Here is a 21,545-nt window from a genome sequence, read left to right on the forward strand (position 1 = left end):
TCAGCCCGCCCCCTTGCGCATACCTCATGCAGTCGGCGTACCGCAGGGATCATGAGACGTCAGTCCCTCGCGACACCACGCTTTGAAGGTCAGTAGTCGCCAGCTGGCGGAGGGGATGGGTTGTAAGCACCGACGGGGATGGATGAACAATCGGCTCATCAAGCCCGGCCCGATCTACGGCCCCTACTCCCTTCAAGGGCTCTCAGGGGGCTACCGGAGTAGCGGTCGCCAGTGACACGGTGCGGGCATCTCACGCACGGCAGCCCTCCAGGCTCGTGGATTGCCCGGGGCAGCCCACGGCCCCCAATCTCGCGTACGGCACTTTGATCAATTGAGGTCAGCGCGCATTCTCTGCGTTCCCCGCCCGCTGATGCCGCGGGCGTGCGGCCCGGTTCGGGAGACGCTCCAAACGAGCGGCCACAACCGCGAGGGGGAACAAATATCCGGTCTCATCAATCTGCACCGAACCGCCCTCGCGTCAGCTCTCCGTCATCCAGCATTGCTCTATGGACATAGTCGACTTGGGTTCGATCGCAGCCCTCCTCTCCGTTCCCACTGCCTTAGTCGCCGCGTGGTGGACCAAACGCAGTGCAGAAAGTGCAACATCCGCCGCGCTCCTGACCGGGCGTATCCAGGCGGACGCGGCCGTCTCGGCGGTGCGAACCCAGAGCCTCCTTCACCAGGATCAGCAACAGCACATTGCACTCGGCAGCGCCTGCAGGGAGTTCCTGAGCGCTTCCGACACCCTGGTGAGTGTCGTGAAGCGGTTGCCGAGCCTCGATCACGATGAACGCAAGGTTCTCCTCGCCAAGCACGCCATCCCGGTGGAAACCAGTTACGCCTCACTGGAGTTTTTGGCCCCACATGATGTCCTTACGGCCGCAGAGCACCTTCTCTCGCAGTGCCGCTCTCTGAAATGGTGCGCACTCGATCGTGCGGTTCTGCGAGCGACCATCAGCGCCTTGGAAGCAGGCTGGTGCCCTGGCGACCCGGAGAACTGCACGACCGATCGCCATGGTTCGGCCTTTGTTGCCTGGAAACTCCTCGTCGACTGGGCGTGCAAGGACGAGGAGGGGAAAGACCATGACCGCGGCCTCCTGGACTACTGCCTTCGCGACAGCGCCACCCTCGCCGAAGTACAGCTAGACCAGATCCTGTCCCTGGTCGACCGTTGCCCGGCGACATGGGATCTGTTGATCGGTGGATGGGTCCGGGGCCCGCTCATCGAACGCCTCGAAACCCGTCGCAAGACCTTCGTCACAACCGCCCGCGCAGCCAGCCTCCCAGCAGCGTCCTTGGCCACCGCGTAATCGCCCCGCGGAAGGATGAACACGCTGCAGTGGAACGCGGCGTTGGGCTGCCGGCCGCCACAGTTGAGGCGACGCAACCGGCCCCATCCCCGAGGAACGCTCGACGGTCTGACTAGTCCCAGCGCGGCGAACGATTCACTGGCCCGGAACTCTCGGAGATCTGACTGATCCGGTGAGCCAGCCAACCTAGCGTGATCCGCGTGACTTGCAGCACCGACTCGACGTCGACGTCCTCGCGACTGCTTGTCGGCGAACTGTGCACAGCTACGCGAGAGTTCGGCATTGCGCAGTCCTGCCAGCTCTTCCCAAGGCGGGAGGCTGTAGTGAAGGCGACCTTGAGATATTGGACGGCGTGCGTGCGGGCTCTGTCCGCCGACACCCTCCCGCTGTTGAACGTCCTGGCGATTTGCGGCGGCCCGTCGCCCGTTTCGGCCCCCGCCGGGGGCAGGCTGCACGTCATCTTGCGCCGTTTCAAGCACACTCTGACGTTTTGAGGACTACCGTCCGTTGACATCCGCAACTGAGAGGGATTCCACGAGCCCCGCTTCGTTTTACCCCTCCTCACTTTCCAGGAGTCTGACGTGAGTGGCCACCCCTCCTTCCCCGCGCCTAGGCCCTTCCCGGCCGAGGCAATGACGGCGCCTGAGGTGGACGAAGCCCTGTCCACCCTGGCACGGTGCTCAACCGTCCTCCTCGAGGAGTCACAAGCAGAGCAGCAACGCATGGAGGAGTTGAACGAGCTCAGCGAAGCCGGCATCGAGCAGCGCGCCGCCGACCAGGGAGCGCGGTACGACGCCGAGTACGCGCTGCTCTCTGTCCGCCTGAGGTTGGCCATCCGGTGCGCGAATGCGCACCGCGAAGCGGCGCATCAATTCGTCTGCTGGTGGGTGGACGTAGCCATGGCGGCGTGGAAATCCGCGGTCCACGGGACGCCCATGCAGTACGCACGTCTGGGCGCGGCCGCACCGGACACCTTGATGCTCACGGACGACATGGCAGTCCTGCCCGACGTGGACGAGCACACGCGAAAGCTGGTGGAGCTGGGCTCCTTCCTCGGCGTAGCCCCGCCGGGCGCAGCCCCCGGCAGCGACGACGGCCTCGCCACTATGACCACTGACCTGGCAGCCCGTTCCGGCCTGTCGGTTCGGCGGAATGAAACAGGCGGCATCGATGTGGTGAACGACGTCGACCCAGAGGCTCGGCGCCGCCGTCTTTGGGGAGACTACTGGCTTGATTTCAGCATCCCGGCGCTTCCCGCCCCGGGCGAACTCGACGCCCTCCTCGTTAACGCCTCCAGTGAATCCGCGAGCCGCCTCCTCAATGCCTCCCGGGCTGTCGTCAGTGCAGCCATGGCCAAGCTGCGTCTGTCGGAGTTGGAAGACACCGGGGCAGCCTGGACGTCGACAGAGGTCGACGAGTACGAGCAACTATCGGCTCTGCACGACGGTTTGACGCGCCTTCTCGCTGACTATGCGCAAGCCATCACAGAAAGCCTCCCCGAGATCCGGGCCGCATCGAGTGATCAAAGCGGCTCTGGCGGTGTGCACTAACGACCTCGTGCATGGCTGGTTCGGGGGCGTCACTGCTACCAGCACGCCTCGCCGACCATTGACGGATGACGGCCCTGCGCATCGCGAGCTGTGCGCTGCCGTCGGCCCTGACGCCCGGGCTGACGTGCCATGCGCTTCAGCGCTCCAGGACGATCACTTCGTACCCGGCGCCGACGACGAGCTCACCGCCGGGGGCAAAGGCGATGGCATCGGGAGCGAGGGGCATTCGGATCTCATGAAGGGGCGTGCCGTCGCCGAGGTCCCAGACAACCACGGTGTAGCGGTTGGCGGTGACGGCCACCGGCACCCCATCCAGCAGGCCCAGCTCCACATCGGACACCCAGCCGTCCCCGAGCCGGTGTCGCAGCTGCTGGGTCCGCAGATCCCACACCTGGGCACCGTTCTCGGCAGTGGCCACCAAGACCACTGGGTCACGGCCGTCAGTGCCGCAGGCCAGGGCGTTGACCTGATCGGTCAGGCCCTTCAAGTCGCCCACCCGCGTCCAATCACTCAGATCCCAGACCCCTGCCTGGCGCTCGGCTCGCCCGAACAGATCGTTCTCCGCGATCACGACCAGAGGTCGTCCATCCACGAGAGCCCAGGCCGAGGCGGGGTGGTAGGAGGCGGCCTCAAAAGCCCCGCTGATCTGCAGGGTTTCCAGGTTCCAGATGCCAGTCCGGGCCCTGTCGAAGCCCTTCTTCGCAAGCAAGGCGACCGGACCACCTTCGAGGTGCCCGCAGGCCAGCAACTGCAAATCCGAGTAACTTGCCTCAACTCTTCCGGTCTCCGCCCCGTCCGCGAGATTCCACACTCGTACGGTGCCGTCCTCGCCGCTGGTCACGGCGACCGGTGTGCCGGAGACCGTCGTACAGGCCACCCTTTCCACCCAATCGGTATGCCCTTCGAGGCACTGCAGCGCCCTTCCGGACGCCACGTCCCATACCCGTGCCGTGTGGTCATCGCTCGCTGACACCGCGACAGCGGCTCCGTCCAGCACAGTGCACACGACCGCCCGCACCCGACTCGAATGAGCCGGAGCCTCGACCGCCTCGGCTTGCTCCTCCAGGCTCCACAGTCTGATGGATCCGCCGCTGCTGGAGCTGGCCGCCACCGGTCGACCGTCCACGCTCGTTATCACGATGGCATGGACCCAGTCCGCATTGCCGTTCAGCCGTGCGAGCAGCCGGCCACCCGGCCGTTCCCTCAGCTCCATGGAGCCGTCCCCGTAGCCCACCACCATGACCGCGCGGCCTTCGAGTTCGGTGAACGCCATGGCCGAGATCCAGCCCGACCCGACGCGGCAGGTAGAGACGACGGTGTCCGTTGCCGGGTCACGGAACTGAAGATCCCCCTGGCGGGAGCCGAGGGACACGAACTCGCGGCCGCCCTGGGCGACGCTCGCCACCGCCTGGCAATCCTCGGAGTCGTGGAGTTGGTCCGACTCCCCGGTCTCGAGGTTCCACCATCGCAGCGGGCCGGACGGCGAGCCGACAAGGGCGGTGGCCACCCCCTGCGTCTCCAGGCAGAGGACCGAGAGGCGGTAGCTGCTTGCCCCGGACAACGCCGGAAGGGTTCGTCTGACCTCGCCGGACATCAACTCCCGCGTCCAAGCCGAGCCGTCCGGGGCGCAGCCGACGATCAGCACCTCGTCGTGGAGCCAGGTGCAGACCAGACCCGCCACAGCGGTCTGTACCTGCCCCTCATCGGCCTTGCGAGTGGTCTCGGCCTCGCTCTGGACCACGAACTTCCGGAGTTCGGTGTTGCGTGCAAGGTCCCAGACGCGCACGGTTCCGTCGTCGGATGCGGTCACGGCGAGCGTGGCGCCATCCACCTCGATGCAGTTCATCGCTGTCACTGTGCGGGTGTGCCCGTCCAGGGTGGCCACACAGCTCTGCTGCACCGGATCCCAGATCTGCACCGGCCCCCCGCGCTGTGCGCTGAGCACGACCGGCATTCCGTTCAGCTCCGCCGCGACCAGCGATTCGCCGGACGTCGAGCTCAGCTCTCCCCGGAAGAGGGTGCTCGTCTGGGACCCGGTCGCCCACCGCGGCGCCCACTCCAGCTTCCGCCCCAGCCTTCGCCGGTGTTCCTCCAGCTGGTACCGGGCCGCGTCCACGGCCAGCACCTGGGCCCGTTCGTGTACGCACAGATCGCGGTAGAGGTGGGCCGAGGTTCGGTACATCGTGCGTACGTGCTTCGCCTCTCCGCTCCATACACCGTCCATCGCGGCCAACAACCCGTCCGGTTCCGCATGCACTAGGAACCACGGGTCCTGCAGGAGGTGCTCGAGGTCCCCCGAGGCCGCTGCGTGGCCCGCCAAGTGGGCATGGACGTACGGGTGCGCGCGCTCCCAGTCCGGCCCATCACCGTCGGTCCGCGGCGGCACTGAGGCGATCAGCTCAGCCGTCATCCGGCGCTGGTCTTCGCGGCTGCGTCGCGGATCGCGCAAGTGCTCGGCCAGCGCCTCGTGATAGAGCCGGAACACCGACCGGTCCTCACCGGCCGGCACCTCCACCACGTACGCCCCGGCCCGCCGCCACAGCCAGTCCACGTCGTCATTGGTGCACTTCTCGCCCGACAGAGCCGCCGCCAGCGGAGCCCACAGCGAATCCCATGGCAAACCGGAGCCCTCCGCATACGCCAGGGGCCGCAGCAGTCGCCGTACCCGCTCCTCGTCCTCACCGTACCGGGCCAGATACGCGTCGAATGCCTGCCCAACTTCCGAGGGCAGCTCCTCCGCCCAGCTCGGACGGGACAGGTCGGGGGTCAGGTCCCCGTGCAGCAGGGCCCGTACCGTCATCCGGGCGACCAGAAAGGAGCGGCCCGCCCGCCGGGCCACCGCGGCGGCCACGGTCTCCCGGTCCGCCACCGTCAGCCCTCCGGGCATCCCGGCCAGCGTGCGCCGCGCGTAGTGCTCGATGTCATCGCGGCCGGAGTACGCGTCGGAGTCCAGGTCAACGACCTCGACGGCCCGGCCCAGTTCGGGGATCATCGTCCGCCGGGTGCCGATCAGCAGGCGCAGGTTGTGCAGAACGGACATCGGCCGGAGCAGCTCACGGGCGATGCGCTGCGGTTCCCGCCCGCCGACAGCCGTACCCGCCTCCTCCAGCGCATCGATCAGCACGGTCCGCTGGGGACCCTCGTACTCGGCAAGCCGCGCCAGCAGTTGCGGCGGACTGTCCGCCTCCACTTCCAGCGCGGCGGCAAGCCGGGCGGTGAGCCCTTCCAGGGTGGTGCCGTGTGCGTGCACGGAGACCGTGACCGAATCGGGTGGCGGCAGCAGATGTGCAAGCGCCTCCGGGTGGTCTGGGCGGGCCAGCGCGAGCAGCCGACCGAGGACGGCCGACTTGCCGGACCCTGGATCTCCGGTCACCACCCGCGCCCGGGCATCGTGGACGGGATCGCGCAGCCAGCCCGCCAGCGTGGCCAGGGCCTGCAGGCGCCCGGTGAACCAGTCACCCGGCTCGCTCGCGTACTCCACGCCCCGGCCCCGCGGACCGAAATGCGCGGTCCACTCCCGCTGCGACTCCACGTCCATCGCCTCGTCGGGCAGTCCGGGCCGGTACTTCGGGTTGGGCAAGAACGGCGGGACCGCCCGGCCGGATACCGCGTGATAGCTGGCGCACTGGTCCGGGCGGTGTCCCCGGAAATGGTCGTTGACCTGGTCGATCACCGTTGGGATATCCAAGTACCGCTGCCGCATCCCGGCCGTGCCCGCGCGCACTGCGGCCTCCAGAGCGGTCACGAAAGCATGGTCGTACGCGAGCTCGCGGGAGCGGGCCGCGGCCACCAGCCACAGCCCGTCGGCCCCCGGGGGGCGGTAGTCCACCAGCTGACCGGTGACGTTCGCAATCTCGGCCGCGCCCAGTTCGGCGTAACAGGTGTCGAGCAGCAGCAGAACGTGCCCGACCTGGGCGTCGGCCAGCAAGTCCGCGAGTTCGCGGGAGGCGAGGGTAGTACTCACGCGGTTGCGACGGCTGTTGCGGCAGGTGAGCCGGTGGTACCGGTCGTCGCGCAGGCCATGCCCTGCGTAGTACACGACGAGCACGTCCTCCTTGCTGCGCTCATCCGCCTTGAGCCAGTCCTCCAGACCGGCGCGCACCTGCTGGGCATCGGGTGCACGGGCGAGCTCCGGGAGGATCTCCGCGTATCCGAGCGAGGAGAAGAGAGCCAAGACCCGCCGCAGGTCCTCGGCCACGCCGGGCAGGTCCTCCAATAGCGGATCGGCGGTGAACGTGCCGGTGCCGAAGGCGAAGACATACCGGTTGAGCCCGTCGGCAGCCGGGCCGTTCGGTGCGCCTGGCGCAGGGGCGCCCGCCATCGGGCCTTGCGTCACCGAGCCAGCCCCGTGGCGATCGCCGTCCCGGTCTCCACCGCCGTCAGATAGGCGCGCATGTTGTGCATCTCGGAGCCGTTGTCCACGAGCAGGTCCAGGACCTGCGGTCCGAACCGGGGTGCCAATTCGCGGACAAGCGCAACCACGTCACCGCTGTCGGCCAGGTTTGTCCATTGCTTGACTGGGGCCGGCCAGACCCCTGTACTGTCCTGCTGCGGTGCAGGCTGTAGGCGGTCGAAGACAAGCCCGGCCAGCCCCAGCGGGGAGCCGAGGGTGACCAAAGTCAGCGGCGGCTGCTCCGGCGGGAGCGCGCACAGTACCTCGTAGGCAACCACCGAGCCCAGCGAGTGACCCACGACCACCCGGGTGTCTGGCGTGATCAGCTCCGCAGCCCGAGCCCGCACGGCTTCACGCAGCTTGGGCTCCGTGAAGTAGCGACGCACCTGCTTAAGGTCCGAGATGAGCAACCGGTCGGAGACGGCACCGAAGAAGCGAGTGCGGGTGAGAGCGTGCAGGGCGCGGCGAACCCGGTCCGCAGACAGGGGGCGGCAGGCAAGACGGCCGACGGCGCCACGGGCAGCGGGACCGGAGCCCGTACCCTCCGGCCCTACGGTGTCTGGTCCGGGGACACGGGGGTCCAGCCGAGCCGCCTCCCGCCACCAGGTCTCCAGCAGCTCTGCCTCGAACCCTGGCTCCACGTCCTCCGCCCGGTAGTACGGCTCGCCGCGCGTGCCGGGCTGCCTGTAGAGGTCCCCATATCCGGCGCAGGCGATGTCGTCGTCCATCAGCCGCCCGAGCGTGGGATCTCGGCGCAGGGCGAGTCCGACCCCGCCGCGCAGCGCTGGCTCAACTTCCGCCAACAGAGTCTCAGCGGTGTCAAGTTGCCGCCCCACCCCGTGCACCACGACAACCCGGCTCATGGTCCCCCTCGTGCGCGTCCCCGTGCTCCCGCCACGAGCTTAGTCGGAAGCAGGCGTCGGGAGCTGGCCTCTCTCCCTCTGCGCCCTTCATCTGCCTTGCCCGTAGGTCCCGATCAGCAGGAACCTGCCGTGGTCCGCGCCAAAGCGGGGCGGACCAGGCGAAGTCTGCATGCGACAGCATGGGCTCTCCGGAGCGAAAGGGTCCTACGGAACGCCCAGGAGTTCCATGATGCGTTCCCTCACTCGGTCGGTGAAATCCGTGACTGCACGCTTGTCTGCGCCGAACTCCACAGCCCTATCGACTTGCCACTCGGAAAAGAGCGGAGCGAACCAGGTCAGCTTGACGAAGTCTGGGTGAAGGGGCTCCCCTTCCGAGATCTCGATAGAATTGAGCAGCTCGATGTACCGCTCTCCGAGGGAGGGGTCGTACTCTCCGTCTCTGAGCTTGCCCAGGGGGCCTTGTTCCGGATCCCAGGCAAGGTCGAGGGCTTCCAGGGTCTGTGGGTCCGAGTGCTTCATGACCAAACTCCAATGATTGCTTCCTTGGGGATTTTACCGAAGATGAGGACTTCTTGATCCTTCCTGGCGTAGAAGTCGATGCGCCCCTTGCCGGGAAATCCAGCGGATACGTCTTCTATTCGAGAGCCGATCTTGGATAGGTCGATGGCCACAACACCGTTCCCCTGGTTGTACTTCTCGAACGCTGCGCTGGGGAGCTTCGTGGTCGAGATCCATGGGCTCATCCTCTTCCCTGCCACGTGGGACAGGGGTGAGACAATGACGGCGCTGGGGTCACGCGCCACAAGCCCCAGTGCCGGATCTTCGCCCCTGGCCAGCGAGCGGAAGACGATACCAGGGAAGGCGTCAGCGTCCGTCGGGTAAGTGCATTTCAGTCCCAGGGGGTCAACCCAGATATGCGGGTTGGGCACGTAGGTGACCGGATTGGGCGCTGGGGCGAGGCCGAGAGGGTCGAGCGTGAAATAGCGCGCAGTCTGAGGGTCGTAGTAGCGAAGATAGTTGTAGTGAAGACCGGTTTCAGGATCGAAGTACTGTCCCGGGAAACGCAGTGGTGTAAACGCGGCACCATCGGTGGCCCATGCGGTGGAGCCCCACAGCGTGCTGCGGGTACGCCAGGCTATTTCGCCATGCTCGTCAATGAGTTCGGTCGGTGTGCCGACGAGATCGGTGACGATCGCGAAGAAGCGGGAGTCGATCTCGTCTTGCGGTGCGTCGGCGGCGGTAATGCGTTCGACCTGGGCGACAGGTCGCAGGCCGTCGTGGTCCCAGGTGAGCGTGACCGGTTTCGGCAGTTCCGCCGAGGCGGTGGTCTGTTCGCAGAGGGTGGTGCCGTCCCAGGTGAAGTCGACGCGCTCGAGGATGGATTGTCCGTCGTCGGCCAGGCGGAGCTTGGCGATACGACGGCCGAGGGCGTCGTAGTGGTAGCGCCATCGGGTCCCGTCCGGGGTGATGACCGACACCAAGCGGTCTTCGGCATCCCAGGCGTATTGCCACGTGTCTGGTTTACGAGACAAGCGGCGTTGCTGGCGCAGGGTGATGCGTCCGGCGGCGTCGTGTTCGTAGCGGATGCGGCCGGCTTGGGTGATGCGGGTGCCGGCGTAGGCGCGAGTGCCGGTGGCCTCGTGATCGGGGTGAGTGGAAGGCCAGGAGGCGTGGGTCTGGTTGCCGGTCTCGTCGTAGGCATAGGTCTCGGTCCAGTCGCCGGCGTGGACTCCGGTGACACGGCCCGTGGAATCGAGGTCGAAGCGGCGGGACCCGTTGATCTGGTCGTCGAGGGCGGCCAGGGAGCCGTCGGCCCGGTAGGTGTAGGCGCGTTGCTGGACGGTGGTGCCGGAGGCGTTGGCGACCGTATGGCTGGTCAGCCGCCCGAGGGGATCGTAGGTGCTGGCCAGAGTGAGCTCGTCGCCGATGCGGCGGGAGAGCTCATGCCCGGCCGCATCGTGCTGGGAGGTCAGGGTGCGGCCGCCGGTCGCCAGATGGGTGCGGTTGCCTGCGGCGTCGTAGGCGTATGTGCTCGTCGCGCCGGTGGGGGTGGTGCGGGATGTGGGGCGGCCCAGGAGGTCGTAGGTGTAGCGGGTGGTGCGGTTGTTGACTGTCTCGGAAAGGAGTTGTCCTGCCGCATCATGGTGGAGGTGCAGTACTGCGTCGGGGCTATTGGCCGAGGTCAGGCGGCCTGCGGCGTCATAGGTGTAGGTGGTGACGGCGCCAGCCGCGTCCTTGACGACGGTGCGGCCCATGGGGTCGCGTTCGTAGCGAATGGTCTGCTCGGCAGCGGTGGTGCGGGCCGTGAGCCGACCTGCGGCGTCATGGACGTAGGCGAGGCTGCGACCGTCGAAGTCCGTCTCGCCGACCAGGGAGCCCGCGGGGTCGAAGTGATAGGTCCAGGTGGCGCCCAGTGGATTGGCGACCTGGGTGAGACGGCGTTCTGTGTCATGGGTGAAGGTGTAGCGCAAACCGTCGGGACCGGTGCGGGCCGAGAGCAGGTCGAAGTGGGTGTACTCGAAGCGGGATATGCGACCGAGCCCATCGGTGTGCGTGATGCAGTTGCCTTCGGCGTCGTACTCCCATGACTCGCTGGTTCCGTCCGGGAGGGTGTGGGAGGTGATCTTCCCTTCCACTGTCCAGGCCAGTTGGGTTTTGGCTCCCAGCGGGTCGGTGATGGTGACCGGCCGGCCGAACGCGTCGCGTTCGTAGCTGATACGGGCGCCGAGCGGGTCAGTGACTTTGATCGGGAGCCCTGCCGTGTCGGTGCGTACCCGCAGAGTGTTGCCCAAGGCGTCGGTGACACCGGAGAGATGGCCGGCCGAGGTGAAGGTGTAGTGAGTGGTACCCCCAGTCGGATCGGTCAGAGCGATGCGGTTACCGCGTTCGTCGTAGGCGTGGAGCCACTGGCCGCCGTCGGCCTCGCTGATAGCCGTTGGCAGGCCGAGTTCGTTGTATTCCGCGCGTACCTCGTGGTGGTCCGGAAGCTGGACGGAGGTGACGCGGCCCTGCTCGTCGTAGGTGTATCGGGTGGTGTGGCCGAGGGGATCGGTCACCGCCGTGAGCCGGTGCTCGCTGTCCCATTCCTGGAGTGTGGTATTCCCGAGCGGGTCGGTCTCCCGGGTCAGGCGCAGTGCCTCGTTGTGTTCGTAACGGCTGATGTGCCCCAGCGAGTTGGTGGCCGTGGTGACGCGCGCCGCGTTGTCGTAATCGAGGGTGCCGGAAAGGAAACCGTCGCTGCCCGCGGTGCGAATGACCCGCCCGTGCTCGTCATAGGAGTAGGCGTAGGAGGTGTCGTTGCGGTCGGTCCACGAGGTGATGCGGCCTGCGGCATCGTAGGTGTACCGCATGGGCAGAGCGGAGGAGTTGGTGACCTCGGTGAGGTGTCCGTCGTCGTTGTAGCCGTAGGAGATGAGGACCGTGCCGTCGGCGTCGGGGAGTTTGGGGTCGAGCAGGCGCAGGCCGCTGATGCGGGGCAGGTCGCGGTGGTGGTCGATGGCGACGCGGTAGCCGCCGGAGTGGGCGACCTCCACCGGAGTGCCGTCGGACGTGTAGCGGAGGGTGATGCGCTGGCCGTTGCGGTCCACGATGGCCTGCAGGGGCAGGTCGACCGCCTGACCGTCGTCAATGGGACACGGGGAGTGGAAGACGTACGAGTGCCCGGTGTCCGGGTCAGTCAGGCGCAGGGCACCGTCGACTTCCGTGTCCCAGGTCAGAGGTATTCGAGGGCCGAGTTCGGCGTAGACAGGATCGTTTCTGCCGACGGTCGGGAGCGGATAGACCAGCCGTGCGCCGTCGGGTGCGGCGTAGGTGATCGCGTCATCGTCGATCTGGAGGCGCTGATCCAGGGTGGAAGCCCAGGAAGGGCCGAACCATCCGCCCCACCGATACGACGACACATGCGTCCGCGTCAGCATCAGGGGCAGCGATCCGAGTATTTCGACGTCAGTCTGGGGCAGCAGCATGTCGCCGGTCGCCACGTCGATCGGGTCGAACTTGCACTTCTTGAGCACAGCTCGGATGGAGGCGGGCAGCTTCTCCATTTCTGAGGGGCGCAGCTTGAGGCGAGACAGGCCGGAGCCGTCGAGCCCCAATGTCTTGCCGAGTTTGGCGAGCTCGCTGGGCTTGAGTTTGCCCAGGCCCTTGCCGAGGACCTTGCCCAGACCGCCCGCACCGACTCCGAAAGCGGCCCCCAGGGCCAGGGTCTCTGCCAGTTTCTCCGGATCCTTGAACGTCCCCGGATCCTGCAACAGCGCATCGAAGGCCGAGAACTTCATACCTTCGCCAGCGAGCTTGCCGGCCTTCGCGATCGTCTTGATCTCCCCGAGAGCCTTCAGCGCCCGCTCCAGGCCGCGGATCGCCTCCATGACGGTGCGGATGACCGAGGCCATGCGGGTCCCGGACTTCTCGATCCGGGCGATCAGCGCCACTACCTTCGCGGCCCGTGCACCAGCAGCGAGGCTGCCGGCGATCGCGGAGAGGCCGCCGGTCAGCACGGACAGGGCCAGGCCCGCGATCTCGAACTCGACGATTTCCGCGAGGATCACGCCGATCTCGGAAAGGAGTTCGTGGGCTTCATCAGCGAAGTCGTCCAGTGCCTTGGCACCGTCGCGCAGCGAGTCAGCCATGTCGGTGGCCTGCGTTCGGCTGGCCTCGGCCCGCTTGTGGAGTGCCTTGGCGGCCTGGCCCTCCCACTCCAGATCATTGAGCGCCGACTTGGCGTCGTGCGCGGCGGCGTCGAGGCCCTTGGCCAGGGCCCGCCACTGCTTGGCGATCTCGCGGATGCCATCGGGGTCGACGGCGGGGTCAGTGATGCCGAGGAACTCCAGGCCGCTGGCGAGGGTGTCACCGAAGGCGTGGTTGGCCTTGTTGATCCAGTGCAGCGGGTTGAGGTCTTCGGCGTCGATGTCGATGTCGCCGGGGATGATATCGAAGCCCCTGTACGGCTCAGCCCTTCTTGGCGCGGGCCGCTGCACTCAGCAGAACGTCCAGCAGGTCGAAGGCATCGGAGACATCCCCCATGAACTTCGCCTCGGCCTCCCACTCCTTGTGCAGGTTCTTGGTGAGTTTGGCGATGGTGTCCATGCCGTCCTGGATGTCGTCCTTGGCGCTCATCAGCGAGCCCAGCACCCCGAAGGCGGAGAGGTCGTGCGAGGCCGCCTTGAAGTCGTGCAGCGGTTTGCGGGTGTGGTGATCCACCTTGCCCAGCGCGGATGCCGCTTTGTGCAGGGCTTCCGCATCCTTCTTCAAGTCCGACATGCTGCCCGCCCCCGTGGGTTGAGATGGTTCTGCCCGTGGTGTGCTGACCGGCCGACGGCCTCGGTCAGCGGTTGATGGACTGGATCTCCTGGACGTTCACGTCCTGAGTGGTCTCGAAGGTGCCGTCCGGCAGATCGCCCTTCGCGCCACCCGTGCCGTTCCAGGAGACCTTCCAAGTGACGGACGCCTTGAACTGGTACGGGCCAGTCCCCGACGTGGACCTGAGGTAGGCCATCCCGCACGGCGGCTCTTGGTCCGTCTTCCCCTTCGCATACGGCTCGCCGATGCTGCCGTCCGCGTTGATCGGGCAGTCACCGGATGCCGGGAAGACCTTGGCTTCCTCGGTACCTGGCTCGATGTGGAGGCCGACAGGTTCGGCGGTGGTCGTCGCCGTCATGTCCAGGGCTGGCAGGCTGGCGGTGACGGACACGGGCTTGAACGTGGCCTTGTCGAGCCACAACCAGGTGTTGAGATTCACTTTCTGCGCGCCCTGGGGCTTCATGGTCACAGAGGTGTCAGGCACCCGGATTTTTTCATAGGCGAGCCCGGCGAGAATCTCGGGCGAAATGGCGTGCTCAACCTTGGGGTCATCGCCCTTCTTGACCCACCACGGGTCGCGGAACATGCACTCCCAGGCGGCGGTTTCATCCATCCGATCGCGGTTGATGAAGTGGCCCCACCAGTAGCCATCATCCTTGTCCTTCATATGGAAGTCTGCGTCGGGCTTCCCTTTCCCGAACTGCTTTTTCTCTTCCTTCACCCACTCCGCCTGGTCACCTCCGACGGACCAACTGTCTTTCATGTACGCCTTGTACTGGCCGGGTGTGTACTTCGGCGCAAACCAACAGGGCGGCGGCGTCCAGTCACCCACAGGCTGGATGGCGCCGACACTCCCGCCCGATCCGTTCCTGGAAAGGTTGTAGGTGATCTTGGCCCCGATCTCCTGCCCTTCCTTCTCTCCGGCTGGCTGACCTCCCTGAGAGCCCGGCTTCACGCCACCTCCTGGAGCACGCCCTTCAGCGAAGGCAACCGGCAAGCCCGAGACAAGCACGGTGGTCAGCACGCCGATGACCAGGCCGCACTTCGCGGTTCTCGTCAACGGCACTGCTGAGCCCCCCTCTTCGACATCATCTGCTCGGCCTGCCAGACACCCTTCGAGTCCTTCTCAAGGTGCAGGTTGTAGAACACGTACGCGTCGCTGCTCGACGAAACGCCATCAGAGCGCTTACCGGTCTTCCGGTCCTTGTTATATGCCTTGGTTTCATCGCCGCAATAAGTGAGCCCCGCAGATCCATCCTTGAGGAACGTCACCTCGCGGTTGTAATAGCGCACCGTTCCGCTGACGGACTGTCCAGCGTCTACAAACTGCTGCACCCAATCCACGCTGACCTTCAAGGCGTCACTCTTGGCGTAGAACCTCAAGGCCGAGGACTTCGGGTTCCCGCGGATGATGGCGTCATCCGTGGCTCGAATGAATTCCCGGTTGTCATTGAGCACGGACGCTTCCTTCGCGTCATCAGACTCTTCGAAGACGAGCTTGTCGTCCTTCGGGAGCTTGATCTCCGGCCGGTCAATCCCGTCCGCCGTCGCGGACGACGGCGATGCCGACTTCTTCGAGCCGGTGTCCGCCCCGGCGATCTTGTCGTTGCCCTTGTTGTCGTCCGAGCCGCCACAGGCGCTCAGCAACAGGGCGGCGGAGGCCGCGAGCGCGGCCGCCACGAGCCGGGTCGTGCGGTTCACAGTTGTCTCCGGTGAGGTGAGGGTTAGCTTGAGCGAAGCAACGCTATCCGTGACCGACAGGTGACGATGAGAGCGGGTCGGGCTTTGGCTGAGACGTACCGGGCATACCTACCGATGGCGGCCGCTTTCGCCTGCATATGGCTTCGCTGCCCGGCTGGGAAACACCCTGATCCGAACGAAACGGCTCAGCTAGGACTTCGACGGCGGCTTGGCCCCTGAGTCTGGCGCTGCCTCGGGGTTTGTGGCCAACGCTACGCAACCCGCCGCCGCGGCGTGGTCGCGGTCTGCCTCCGCCATCTCCTCCGTGCCGGTGGCCGGATCCGACTCCAGGTCCCGGATCCGGTCGTGCAAGGCCAGCGCCGCCCTCGCCCCCTTGAGCTGGTCGGTCGCCGTGCTGATCTGTCGATCGATGCTCTCCACGAGCAGGGCGGCAATCCGGGCCGGGTCGACCTGGTCTCCGTAGCGGCCGCGCAGCGACGGCAGGACGATGGTCCCAGCCCGCTGGACCATCCCCTCGGCGAAGCCCTCCTCGTGCTCCAGCAGGGAGCACATCCGCTCAAGGGCCTGGTCCACCGCGACGTTCGTGGGGGCGAGAAAGAGAACCTTGAGTCCTTGGCGGAAACTGCCCTCGACGATGTGACCGACGACGTCCGTCTTCCCGGTGCCAGGCGGTCCCCATAGGAACAGGACCTCACTGGCGAGGGCCTGTGCGACAGCGTCGCGCTGACGTGGGTTCAGCTGGAGCCCTGCCCAGTTCGCCACCCACTGCCCCGGGTTCTCGGCACGGCCGGTGCGCGGGTTACCGCGGCCAACCAGCCAGCCCGCGTGGTCCGCGTCGACGGGGCTGTCCTGACCGCCGACCGTCTCCAGGCGCTCGGCCAGCGCGGCCCAGTTCGCGGAGTCGTCCTTGCGGATCTGGATGTTCACGGGCGCCGCCCCCAGATCGGCCTTCGTCACGAGCCGTACGGTCCCGTCCGGAGCGCGAGACGCCTCGGCCGGGTCCCACGCCTTCCGGGAACGTGACGGCCGGGCGAGGACAGAAGCACCGTCCAGGCTGTCGTGCCAGGTGCGGCACTCGAAGAGATACTCGCGTGTCCCCCCGTATTGTGAGAGAAGCCGCCCCTTGGAAAGTGCGACCTTCATGGCGCCCTCGGCGTCGTTCCGGAGTTCGGCGAGGATCTCGGCGTGCACCGCCGTCAGGAGTTCCTCGACGGGATAAGGCCGCCCCGCCCCGGTCATGTGCACCGCTCCCCCAACATCGCCCCACAGGTCCGAAGACCGTACGTGAGTCTGCCGCTGTCGAACGGTGCACTCGACGGCTATGGCCAGTCACTGACCTGTCGCTGGCCGGAATCATTCGCGATCAGCCATTGCCGGTGGCGACGTCGGCAACCCTAGGCGAGGGCGAGCCCGAGGTTGGCGCCGGCTCCACCTGGAGATGGCAGCTCAGGTACTGCTCGCGTCGTTCGGGCAAGCGAAGGCGCTCGTGCTCGCACGGTTCGTGCCGGTGGTGCGCACGGTGCTCAATCCTCTCGCGAGCGCACTGGGGCCGGGCCCCGGCGCGGGCGTTCATCGTGTGACAGATCGCCGGCGGTGTCGTGTGGAGCGTCGGTCTGCCCCTTGGCCGCTACGCGCTGGGCTCCTCGATCCCGAATGTGGTCTCACTGGCCGCCGTGACTCCGGCGACGGTCAAGAGAATGGCGACAGCTGGAGCTCCTCCGACTGGCCATCGTCCTAACCTCTGATCCGGCTCAAGCTGTGCATGGCCTGACTCCGGGCGAGCCATGCTGCCGAGCATGAGCCCCACCAACACTGCCCTCGTATCTGCTGGCCTTGCCGTCATCAGTGCGTGCATCGCCGCGTACACCACCCGCGGCAACAGCGCCCGCGCCGGCTTCGAACTCGCCCGCTCCCTCTTCGGCAACCTCACCTCAGCCGACACCGCGAAGTCCCGCGGCATCCTGGAGCGCTACAGGCGTGGGACCGGGCCCACTGACGAAACCTCCGACATAGTCCTCGACCACTACTTCAACCTGCTCTGGCAATTTGAACAGATCCACGCCGGGCGCCAATCCCTCAAAAAGCAATGTCGCATCAACGGCACCCGCCCCGCCGTCCGCTATCTCGACGCCATGACCATCTGGCACATCAGCGAATGGGCACACCGCTGGCTGGAGATCCGAACGCGGCTCGAGGCCGACCGAGGTGAATCCATCGACGACGAGCACTCGCTCGACACCTTCAACCAACTCCTCGCATCCATACACCCCAAGCACTGGCGACTGCCCAGCCTCGAAGCCGTAGTCAACGCGCAACGCCCCCGGGCGCGAAGAACGCGAACAGAGGGAACGGCGAGAATGGGAACGACAATCGCGCCGACAGCCGGATACAACACTGCTGCCCAACAGGACGGGAACGCCATAGCCTCGGGATCCCCGCCTCCTGCGATGCGGCAAGAGGGCGAGCAGGGCCCGCACCGCTTCCGCGGACTCCAGACGCTGCACCAGCGCGCTCACTCGAATCCCGAGTGGCGACCTACGTCCTCCGTGCTCCAACGGGCAGGGTCCCGGTGCGGGCACACCCAAGGTCCTGCGCGACTTTGCCTACCGCGGCCTGCCCTACCTCGTCGGCAGGACGCCACGGCGGCCGCAGACAGCACCACCTGTCACGACCACAGGACGGTAATACCGAGGCGTTGCGCCAGCACCGCTCCTCAGATCAGATCGAGTAACGCAACGCACACCACACGGTGTACCCGCCCAAGCCTCGAAAGCAGGTCGAACGAGCTCACCGGAACTACAAAATGGCAGTTCAGAGGCCCTTCGCCGCTGGCTCTAGAACAGCGACACACTCAACATGCGAGGTCATCGGAAAAAGATCAAACGCCCGCAACGACCGCACCCGATACCCCCCGTCCCGGAAGTACGCCAAGTCCCGAGCCAACGCCGCCGGATCGCAAGCCACGTATGCGATCCGCCGCGCGCCCAGGCTCGCCAGGTGGCGGACCGTCTGCTTGCCCGCGCCCGCGCGCGGGGGGTCCAGGACGATGAGGTCCGCTTCGGTGATGCCCGTGCGCGGGAGGACCGATTCGACCTTGCCCTGTTCGATGCGGACGCGGTCGAACCCCGCGAGGTTGTGGCGGGCGTCCTCCACCGCTCGCTTGCCGGACTCGATGCCGAGGACCGCGCCCTTCTCGCCGACGCGGTCGGCCAGTGCGCCCGCGAACAGGCCGACGCCGCAGTAGAGGTCCAGGGCCGTGTCGCCCTTGCGGGGCAGCAGGCCCTGCATGACGGCGAGCATCAGCGTCTCCGCCGCCTTCGGGTGGACCTGCCAGAAGCCGCCGCTGCCGACGCGGTACGTGCGGCCGTCGGCCCGCTCGCGGACGAAGGGGCGGCCGTGGACGCGGTGGATGCCGCCGTCATGCTCCTCGACGCGCATCACGGACACCGGCTTGTCCAGTTCCACGATGGGCAGGCGCGCGCCCGGCTTCGGGGCGAGGATCACCTGGCGGTCCTGGGAGCCGGTCGCCGCGATCGCCTCGACCGACGCCATGCCGGACCAGTCGCGCTGTTCGATGCCGAGCTCGGAGACGCCGTCGGCGGCGATCATGCAGTGTTCGATCGGCTCGACCTCGTGCGAGCGGTGGCGGCGCAGGCCCGCGTTGCCGTCCTCGTCCACCGCGTACTGCACGCGCGTACGCCACGACGGGACCTCGCCCGGCGACACCTTGTCGCCCTCGGCCGGCATGACCGTGCCGTCCCAGCCGGCCTCCTCGGGGGTCAGGCCCGCTAGTCGCTTGAGCTGTTCGGTGATGACCTCGCCCTTGAGGCGGCGCTGCGCGCCCGGCTTGGCGTGCTGCCAGTCGCAGCCGCCGCAGCGGCCGGGGCCCGCGTAGGGGCAGGGGGCCTCGACGCGGTCCTTGGACGGGTCGAGGATCGTCACCGCGTCCGCCCGGAGGAAGCGCGCACCCTCCTCGCCCTCGGTCACGCGTGCGATGACCTTCTCGCCGGGCAGCGTGTGCCGTACGAAGAGCACCTGGCCCTCGGCGGTACGGGCGATGCAGTGGCCGCCGTGCGCGACGGGGCCGACCTCGACCTCGTACTCGTGGCCGACCAGCGACGTGTCCGACGGTGACGTCGACGTGTCCACCGGTGACGTCGACGTGTCCGCCTGCGCGTTCCCCGCCTGCGGATTCTTCGGTTCTGCCTGCATGGCGGGGTGACTCCACAACGTAAAAAGGGGAACAGCCGGACAACAGCCCACCAGTCTACGTGGGTGTTGTCCGGCTGTTCACCACAGACAGGCCGGGAGGCGGCGTCAAGCCTTCTTGCTCGGCTCCTTCTTGCCCGGTTCCTTCTCCTTCGGTTCCTTCTCCCTCGTACGCCTCGGCTTCTCCACCGGCCCCCGCCGCACCGCACCCGGCGCGTTCCACTCCTGGCGCTTGCGGGCCCGCTTCTTCGCGGCCTCGGAGGAGTCCAGCTGGTAGGGGACGGACGTCACCATCACGCCCGGGGTGAAGAGCAGGCGGCCCTTGAGGCGCAGCGCGCTCTGGTTGTGCAGCAGGTGCTCGTACCAGTGGCCGACCACGTACTCGGGGATGATCACGCTGACCACGTCGCGCGGGCTCTCCCGGCGCAGGTTCTTCACGTACTCGATGATCGGCCGGGTGATCTCGCGGTAGGGCGAGTCGAGGACCTTCAGCGGCACGGTGATGCCGCGCCGCTCCCACTCGTCCTTGAGCGCCTTGGTCTCGGCCGGGTCGACGTTGATGCTGAGCGCTTCAAGGGTGTGCGAGCGCATCAGCTTCGCGTACGACAGGGCGCGCAGCGTCGGGCGGTGGATCTTGGAGACCAGGACGATCGAGTGGACGCGGGAGGGGCGCATGTGGTCGTCGGACGGGGTGTCCGGGGCGGCGATCTCCTCGGCCACGCGGTCGTAGTGGCGGCGGATCGCCGTCATCGTCGCGTAGAAGATGCACATGCCGAGCAGCGCGACCCAGGCGCCGTGCGTGAACTTGGTGACGAGTACGACGACCAGCACGAGGCCCGTGAAGAAGGCGCCGAAGGTGTTGATCGCGCGGGAGCGGATCATGCGGCGGCGCTTGTTCGGGTCCTTCTCGCCGGCCAGGTGGCGGTTCCAGTGCCGGACCATGCCGATCTGGCTGAGCGTGAAGGAGACGAAGACACCGACGATGTAGAGCTGGATCAGACGGGTCGAGTCCGCGCCGTAGACGACGACCAGCAGGGCGGCCGCGCCCGCGAGCAGCACGATGCCGTTGGAGAACGCGAGGCGGTCGCCGCGGGTGTGCAGCTGGCGCGGCAGATAGCGGTCCTGGGCGAGGATCGAGCCGAGCAGCGGGAAGCCGTTGTACGCGGTGTTGGCCGCGAGGAAGAGGACCAGCGCGGTGGCCGCGGCCAGGATCATGAAGAGGAAGCTGCCGTGGCCGAAGACGGCCTCGGCGACCTGGGAGATCACCGGGTTCTGGACGTAGTCCGAGCCGACCGGGACGCCGTTGTGGAAGAGGTCCTTGCCCGGGTACTCCGCCATCCGGACCTTGGTCACCATGGCGAGCGCGATGATGCCGCAGAACATGGTGACGGCCAGGCCGCCCATGAGCGCGAGCGTCGTCGCGGCGTTCTTGGACTTCGGCTTGCGGAACGCCGGGACGCCGTTGCTGATCGCCTCGACGCCGGTGAGCGCGGCACAGCCGGAGGAGAAGGCCCGCAGGAGCAGGAAGACGAGCGCGAAACCGGCGAGGCCCTGGTGCTCGGGCTTGATCACGTAGTCGGCGGTGGGCGCCTTCATGGTGTCGTCCAGGACGATGCCCCGGAAGGCACCCCACGCGATCATGATGAAGACGCCGGCCACGAAGACGTACGTCGGAATCGCGAAGAGCTTCCCGGACTCCTTCACGCCGCGCAGGTTCATCAGCGTGAGGAGGACGATGACGGCGACCGCGCACAGGACCTTGTGCTCGACCACGAAGGGGACCGCCGAGCCGAGGTTCTCGATGCCCGAGGAGATCGACACGGCCACGGTCAGGACGTAGTCGACGAGCAGGGCACTCGCGACGGTGAGCCCCGCCTTGGGGCCGAGGTTGGTGGTGGCGACCTCGTAGTCGCCACCACCGCTCGGATAGGCGTGCACGTTCTGTCTGTACGACGCGACCACGGTGAACATCAGCACCACGACCGCGACGGCGATCCACGGGCTGAAGTGGTACGCCGACACACCCGCGATGGAGAGGACGAGAAGGACCTCTCCCGGCGCGTATGCCACGGAGGAGAGCGGGTCGGACGCGAAGACGGGGAGTGCGATGCGCTTCGGCAGGAGCGTTTCTCCGAGCCGGTCACTGCGCAGTGCGCGCCCGATGAGGATCCGTTTGGGCACGTCGGTCAGTTTGGACACGCAGAGGATCGTAAGCGTTCGG

13 protein-coding genes are annotated in these 21,545 nt (G+C 67.0%); 2 read left to right on the forward strand and 11 right to left on the reverse strand.

All coding sequences use genetic code 11. The features are described 5' to 3' along the window. The first annotated feature begins 506 nt into the window (after positions 1-506). Together ACWDZ7_RS19665 and ACWDZ7_RS19670 are read left to right on the forward strand one after the other, a co-directional pair. The gene (locus ACWDZ7_RS19665; protein ID WP_451798457.1) at positions 507-1,310 is read left to right on the forward strand and encodes a hypothetical protein; all 804 of its coding nucleotides are present in this window, start codon (positions 507-509) and stop codon (positions 1,308-1,310) included. Positions 1,311-1,957: 647 nt separating this feature from the next. Continuing rightward, entirely contained in the window at positions 1,958-2,860 is a 903-nt protein-coding gene (locus ACWDZ7_RS19670) for a hypothetical protein (RefSeq protein WP_451798458.1), read from the forward strand. Between the two features lie 136 nt (positions 2,861-2,996). Here the strand turns inward: ACWDZ7_RS19670 and ACWDZ7_RS19675 are convergent, their stop codons facing one another. The 11 genes from ACWDZ7_RS19675 to ACWDZ7_RS19725 form a co-directional block, all read right to left on the reverse strand. Further along, a complete protein-coding gene (locus ACWDZ7_RS19675; RefSeq protein WP_451798459.1) occupies positions 2,997-7,181 on the reverse strand; it encodes a caspase family protein in 4,185 nt (1,394 codons plus the stop codon). An 11-nt stretch (positions 7,182-7,192) separates the two neighbouring features. After that, on the reverse strand, positions 7,193-7,981 hold the full coding sequence (locus ACWDZ7_RS19680; RefSeq protein ID WP_451798461.1) for a hypothetical protein: 789 nt from the start codon (positions 7,979-7,981) through the stop codon (positions 7,193-7,195). 339 nt (positions 7,982-8,320) lie between these two features. Next, a complete protein-coding gene (locus tag ACWDZ7_RS19685) occupies positions 8,321-8,635 on the reverse strand; it encodes a hypothetical protein (protein WP_451798463.1) in 315 nt (104 codons plus the stop codon). Continuing rightward, a complete protein-coding gene (locus ACWDZ7_RS19690) occupies positions 8,632-13,092 on the reverse strand; it encodes a DUF6531 domain-containing protein (protein ID WP_451798464.1) in 4,461 nt (1,486 codons plus the stop codon). Before ACWDZ7_RS19690 ends, ACWDZ7_RS19685 begins: the two co-directional genes overlap by 4 nt. Next, positions 13,064-13,375: a hypothetical protein gene (locus ACWDZ7_RS19695; protein ID WP_451798465.1), complete on the reverse strand. Its 312-nt coding sequence runs from the start codon at positions 13,373-13,375 to the stop codon at positions 13,064-13,066. The genes ACWDZ7_RS19690 and ACWDZ7_RS19695 overlap by 29 nt, the downstream gene beginning before the upstream one ends. Before the next feature lie 64 nt (positions 13,376-13,439). Then, positions 13,440-14,438 carry a hypothetical protein gene (locus ACWDZ7_RS19700; RefSeq protein WP_451798467.1) on the reverse strand — a complete coding sequence of 333 codons (999 nt, stop codon included), beginning with the start codon at positions 14,436-14,438 and terminating at the stop codon, positions 13,440-13,442. A gap of 32 nt (positions 14,439-14,470) precedes the next feature. Continuing rightward, positions 14,471-15,115 carry a hypothetical protein gene (locus ACWDZ7_RS19705; RefSeq protein WP_451798469.1) on the reverse strand — a complete coding sequence of 215 codons (645 nt, stop codon included), beginning with the start codon at positions 15,113-15,115 and terminating at the stop codon, positions 14,471-14,473. Positions 15,116-15,304: 189 nt separating this feature from the next. Continuing rightward, positions 15,305-16,354, reverse strand: a complete 1,050-nt coding sequence (locus ACWDZ7_RS19710) for an AAA domain-containing protein (protein WP_451798470.1) — start codon at positions 16,352-16,354, stop codon at positions 15,305-15,307. A gap of 692 nt (positions 16,355-17,046) precedes the next feature. Continuing rightward, positions 17,047-17,343 carry a hypothetical protein gene (locus ACWDZ7_RS19715; RefSeq protein WP_451798472.1) on the reverse strand — a complete coding sequence of 99 codons (297 nt, stop codon included), beginning with the start codon at positions 17,341-17,343 and terminating at the stop codon, positions 17,047-17,049. Positions 17,344-17,926: 583 nt separating this feature from the next. Continuing rightward, positions 17,927-19,327, reverse strand: a complete 1,401-nt coding sequence (locus ACWDZ7_RS19720) for a class I SAM-dependent RNA methyltransferase (protein ID WP_451798473.1) — start codon at positions 19,325-19,327, stop codon at positions 17,927-17,929. A 105-nt stretch (positions 19,328-19,432) separates the two neighbouring features. After that, positions 19,433-21,523, reverse strand: a complete 2,091-nt coding sequence (locus ACWDZ7_RS19725) for an APC family permease (RefSeq protein ID WP_451798475.1) — start codon at positions 21,521-21,523, stop codon at positions 19,433-19,435. Positions 21,524-21,545: the final 22 nt, after the last annotated feature.

The organism is Streptomyces sp. NPDC003032 (assembly GCF_053591415.1).

Bases quoted from the DNA above. Each gene is read 5' to 3' on its own strand.
- ACWDZ7_RS19665 (WP_451798457.1), top strand. From the start codon at position 507: ATGGACATAGTCGACTTGGGTTCGATCGCAGCCCTCCTCTCCGTTCCC.
- ACWDZ7_RS19675 (WP_451798459.1), bottom strand. From the start codon at position 7,181: ATGGCGGGCGCCCCTGCGCCAGGCGCACCGAACGGCCCGGCTGCCGAC.
- ACWDZ7_RS19680 (WP_451798461.1), bottom strand. From the start codon at position 7,981: ATGGACGACGACATCGCCTGCGCCGGATATGGGGACCTCTACAGGCAG.
- ACWDZ7_RS19685 (WP_451798463.1), bottom strand. From the start codon at position 8,635: ATGAAGCACTCGGACCCACAGACCCTGGAAGCCCTCGACCTTGCCTGG.
- ACWDZ7_RS19695 (WP_451798465.1), bottom strand. From the start codon at position 13,375: ATGTCGGACTTGAAGAAGGATGCGGAAGCCCTGCACAAAGCGGCATCC.
- ACWDZ7_RS19710 (WP_451798470.1), bottom strand. From the start codon at position 16,354: ATGACCGGGGCGGGGCGGCCTTATCCCGTCGAGGAACTCCTGACGGCG.
- ACWDZ7_RS19720 (WP_451798473.1), bottom strand. From the start codon at position 19,327: ATGCAGGCAGAACCGAAGAATCCGCAGGCGGGGAACGCGCAGGCGGAC.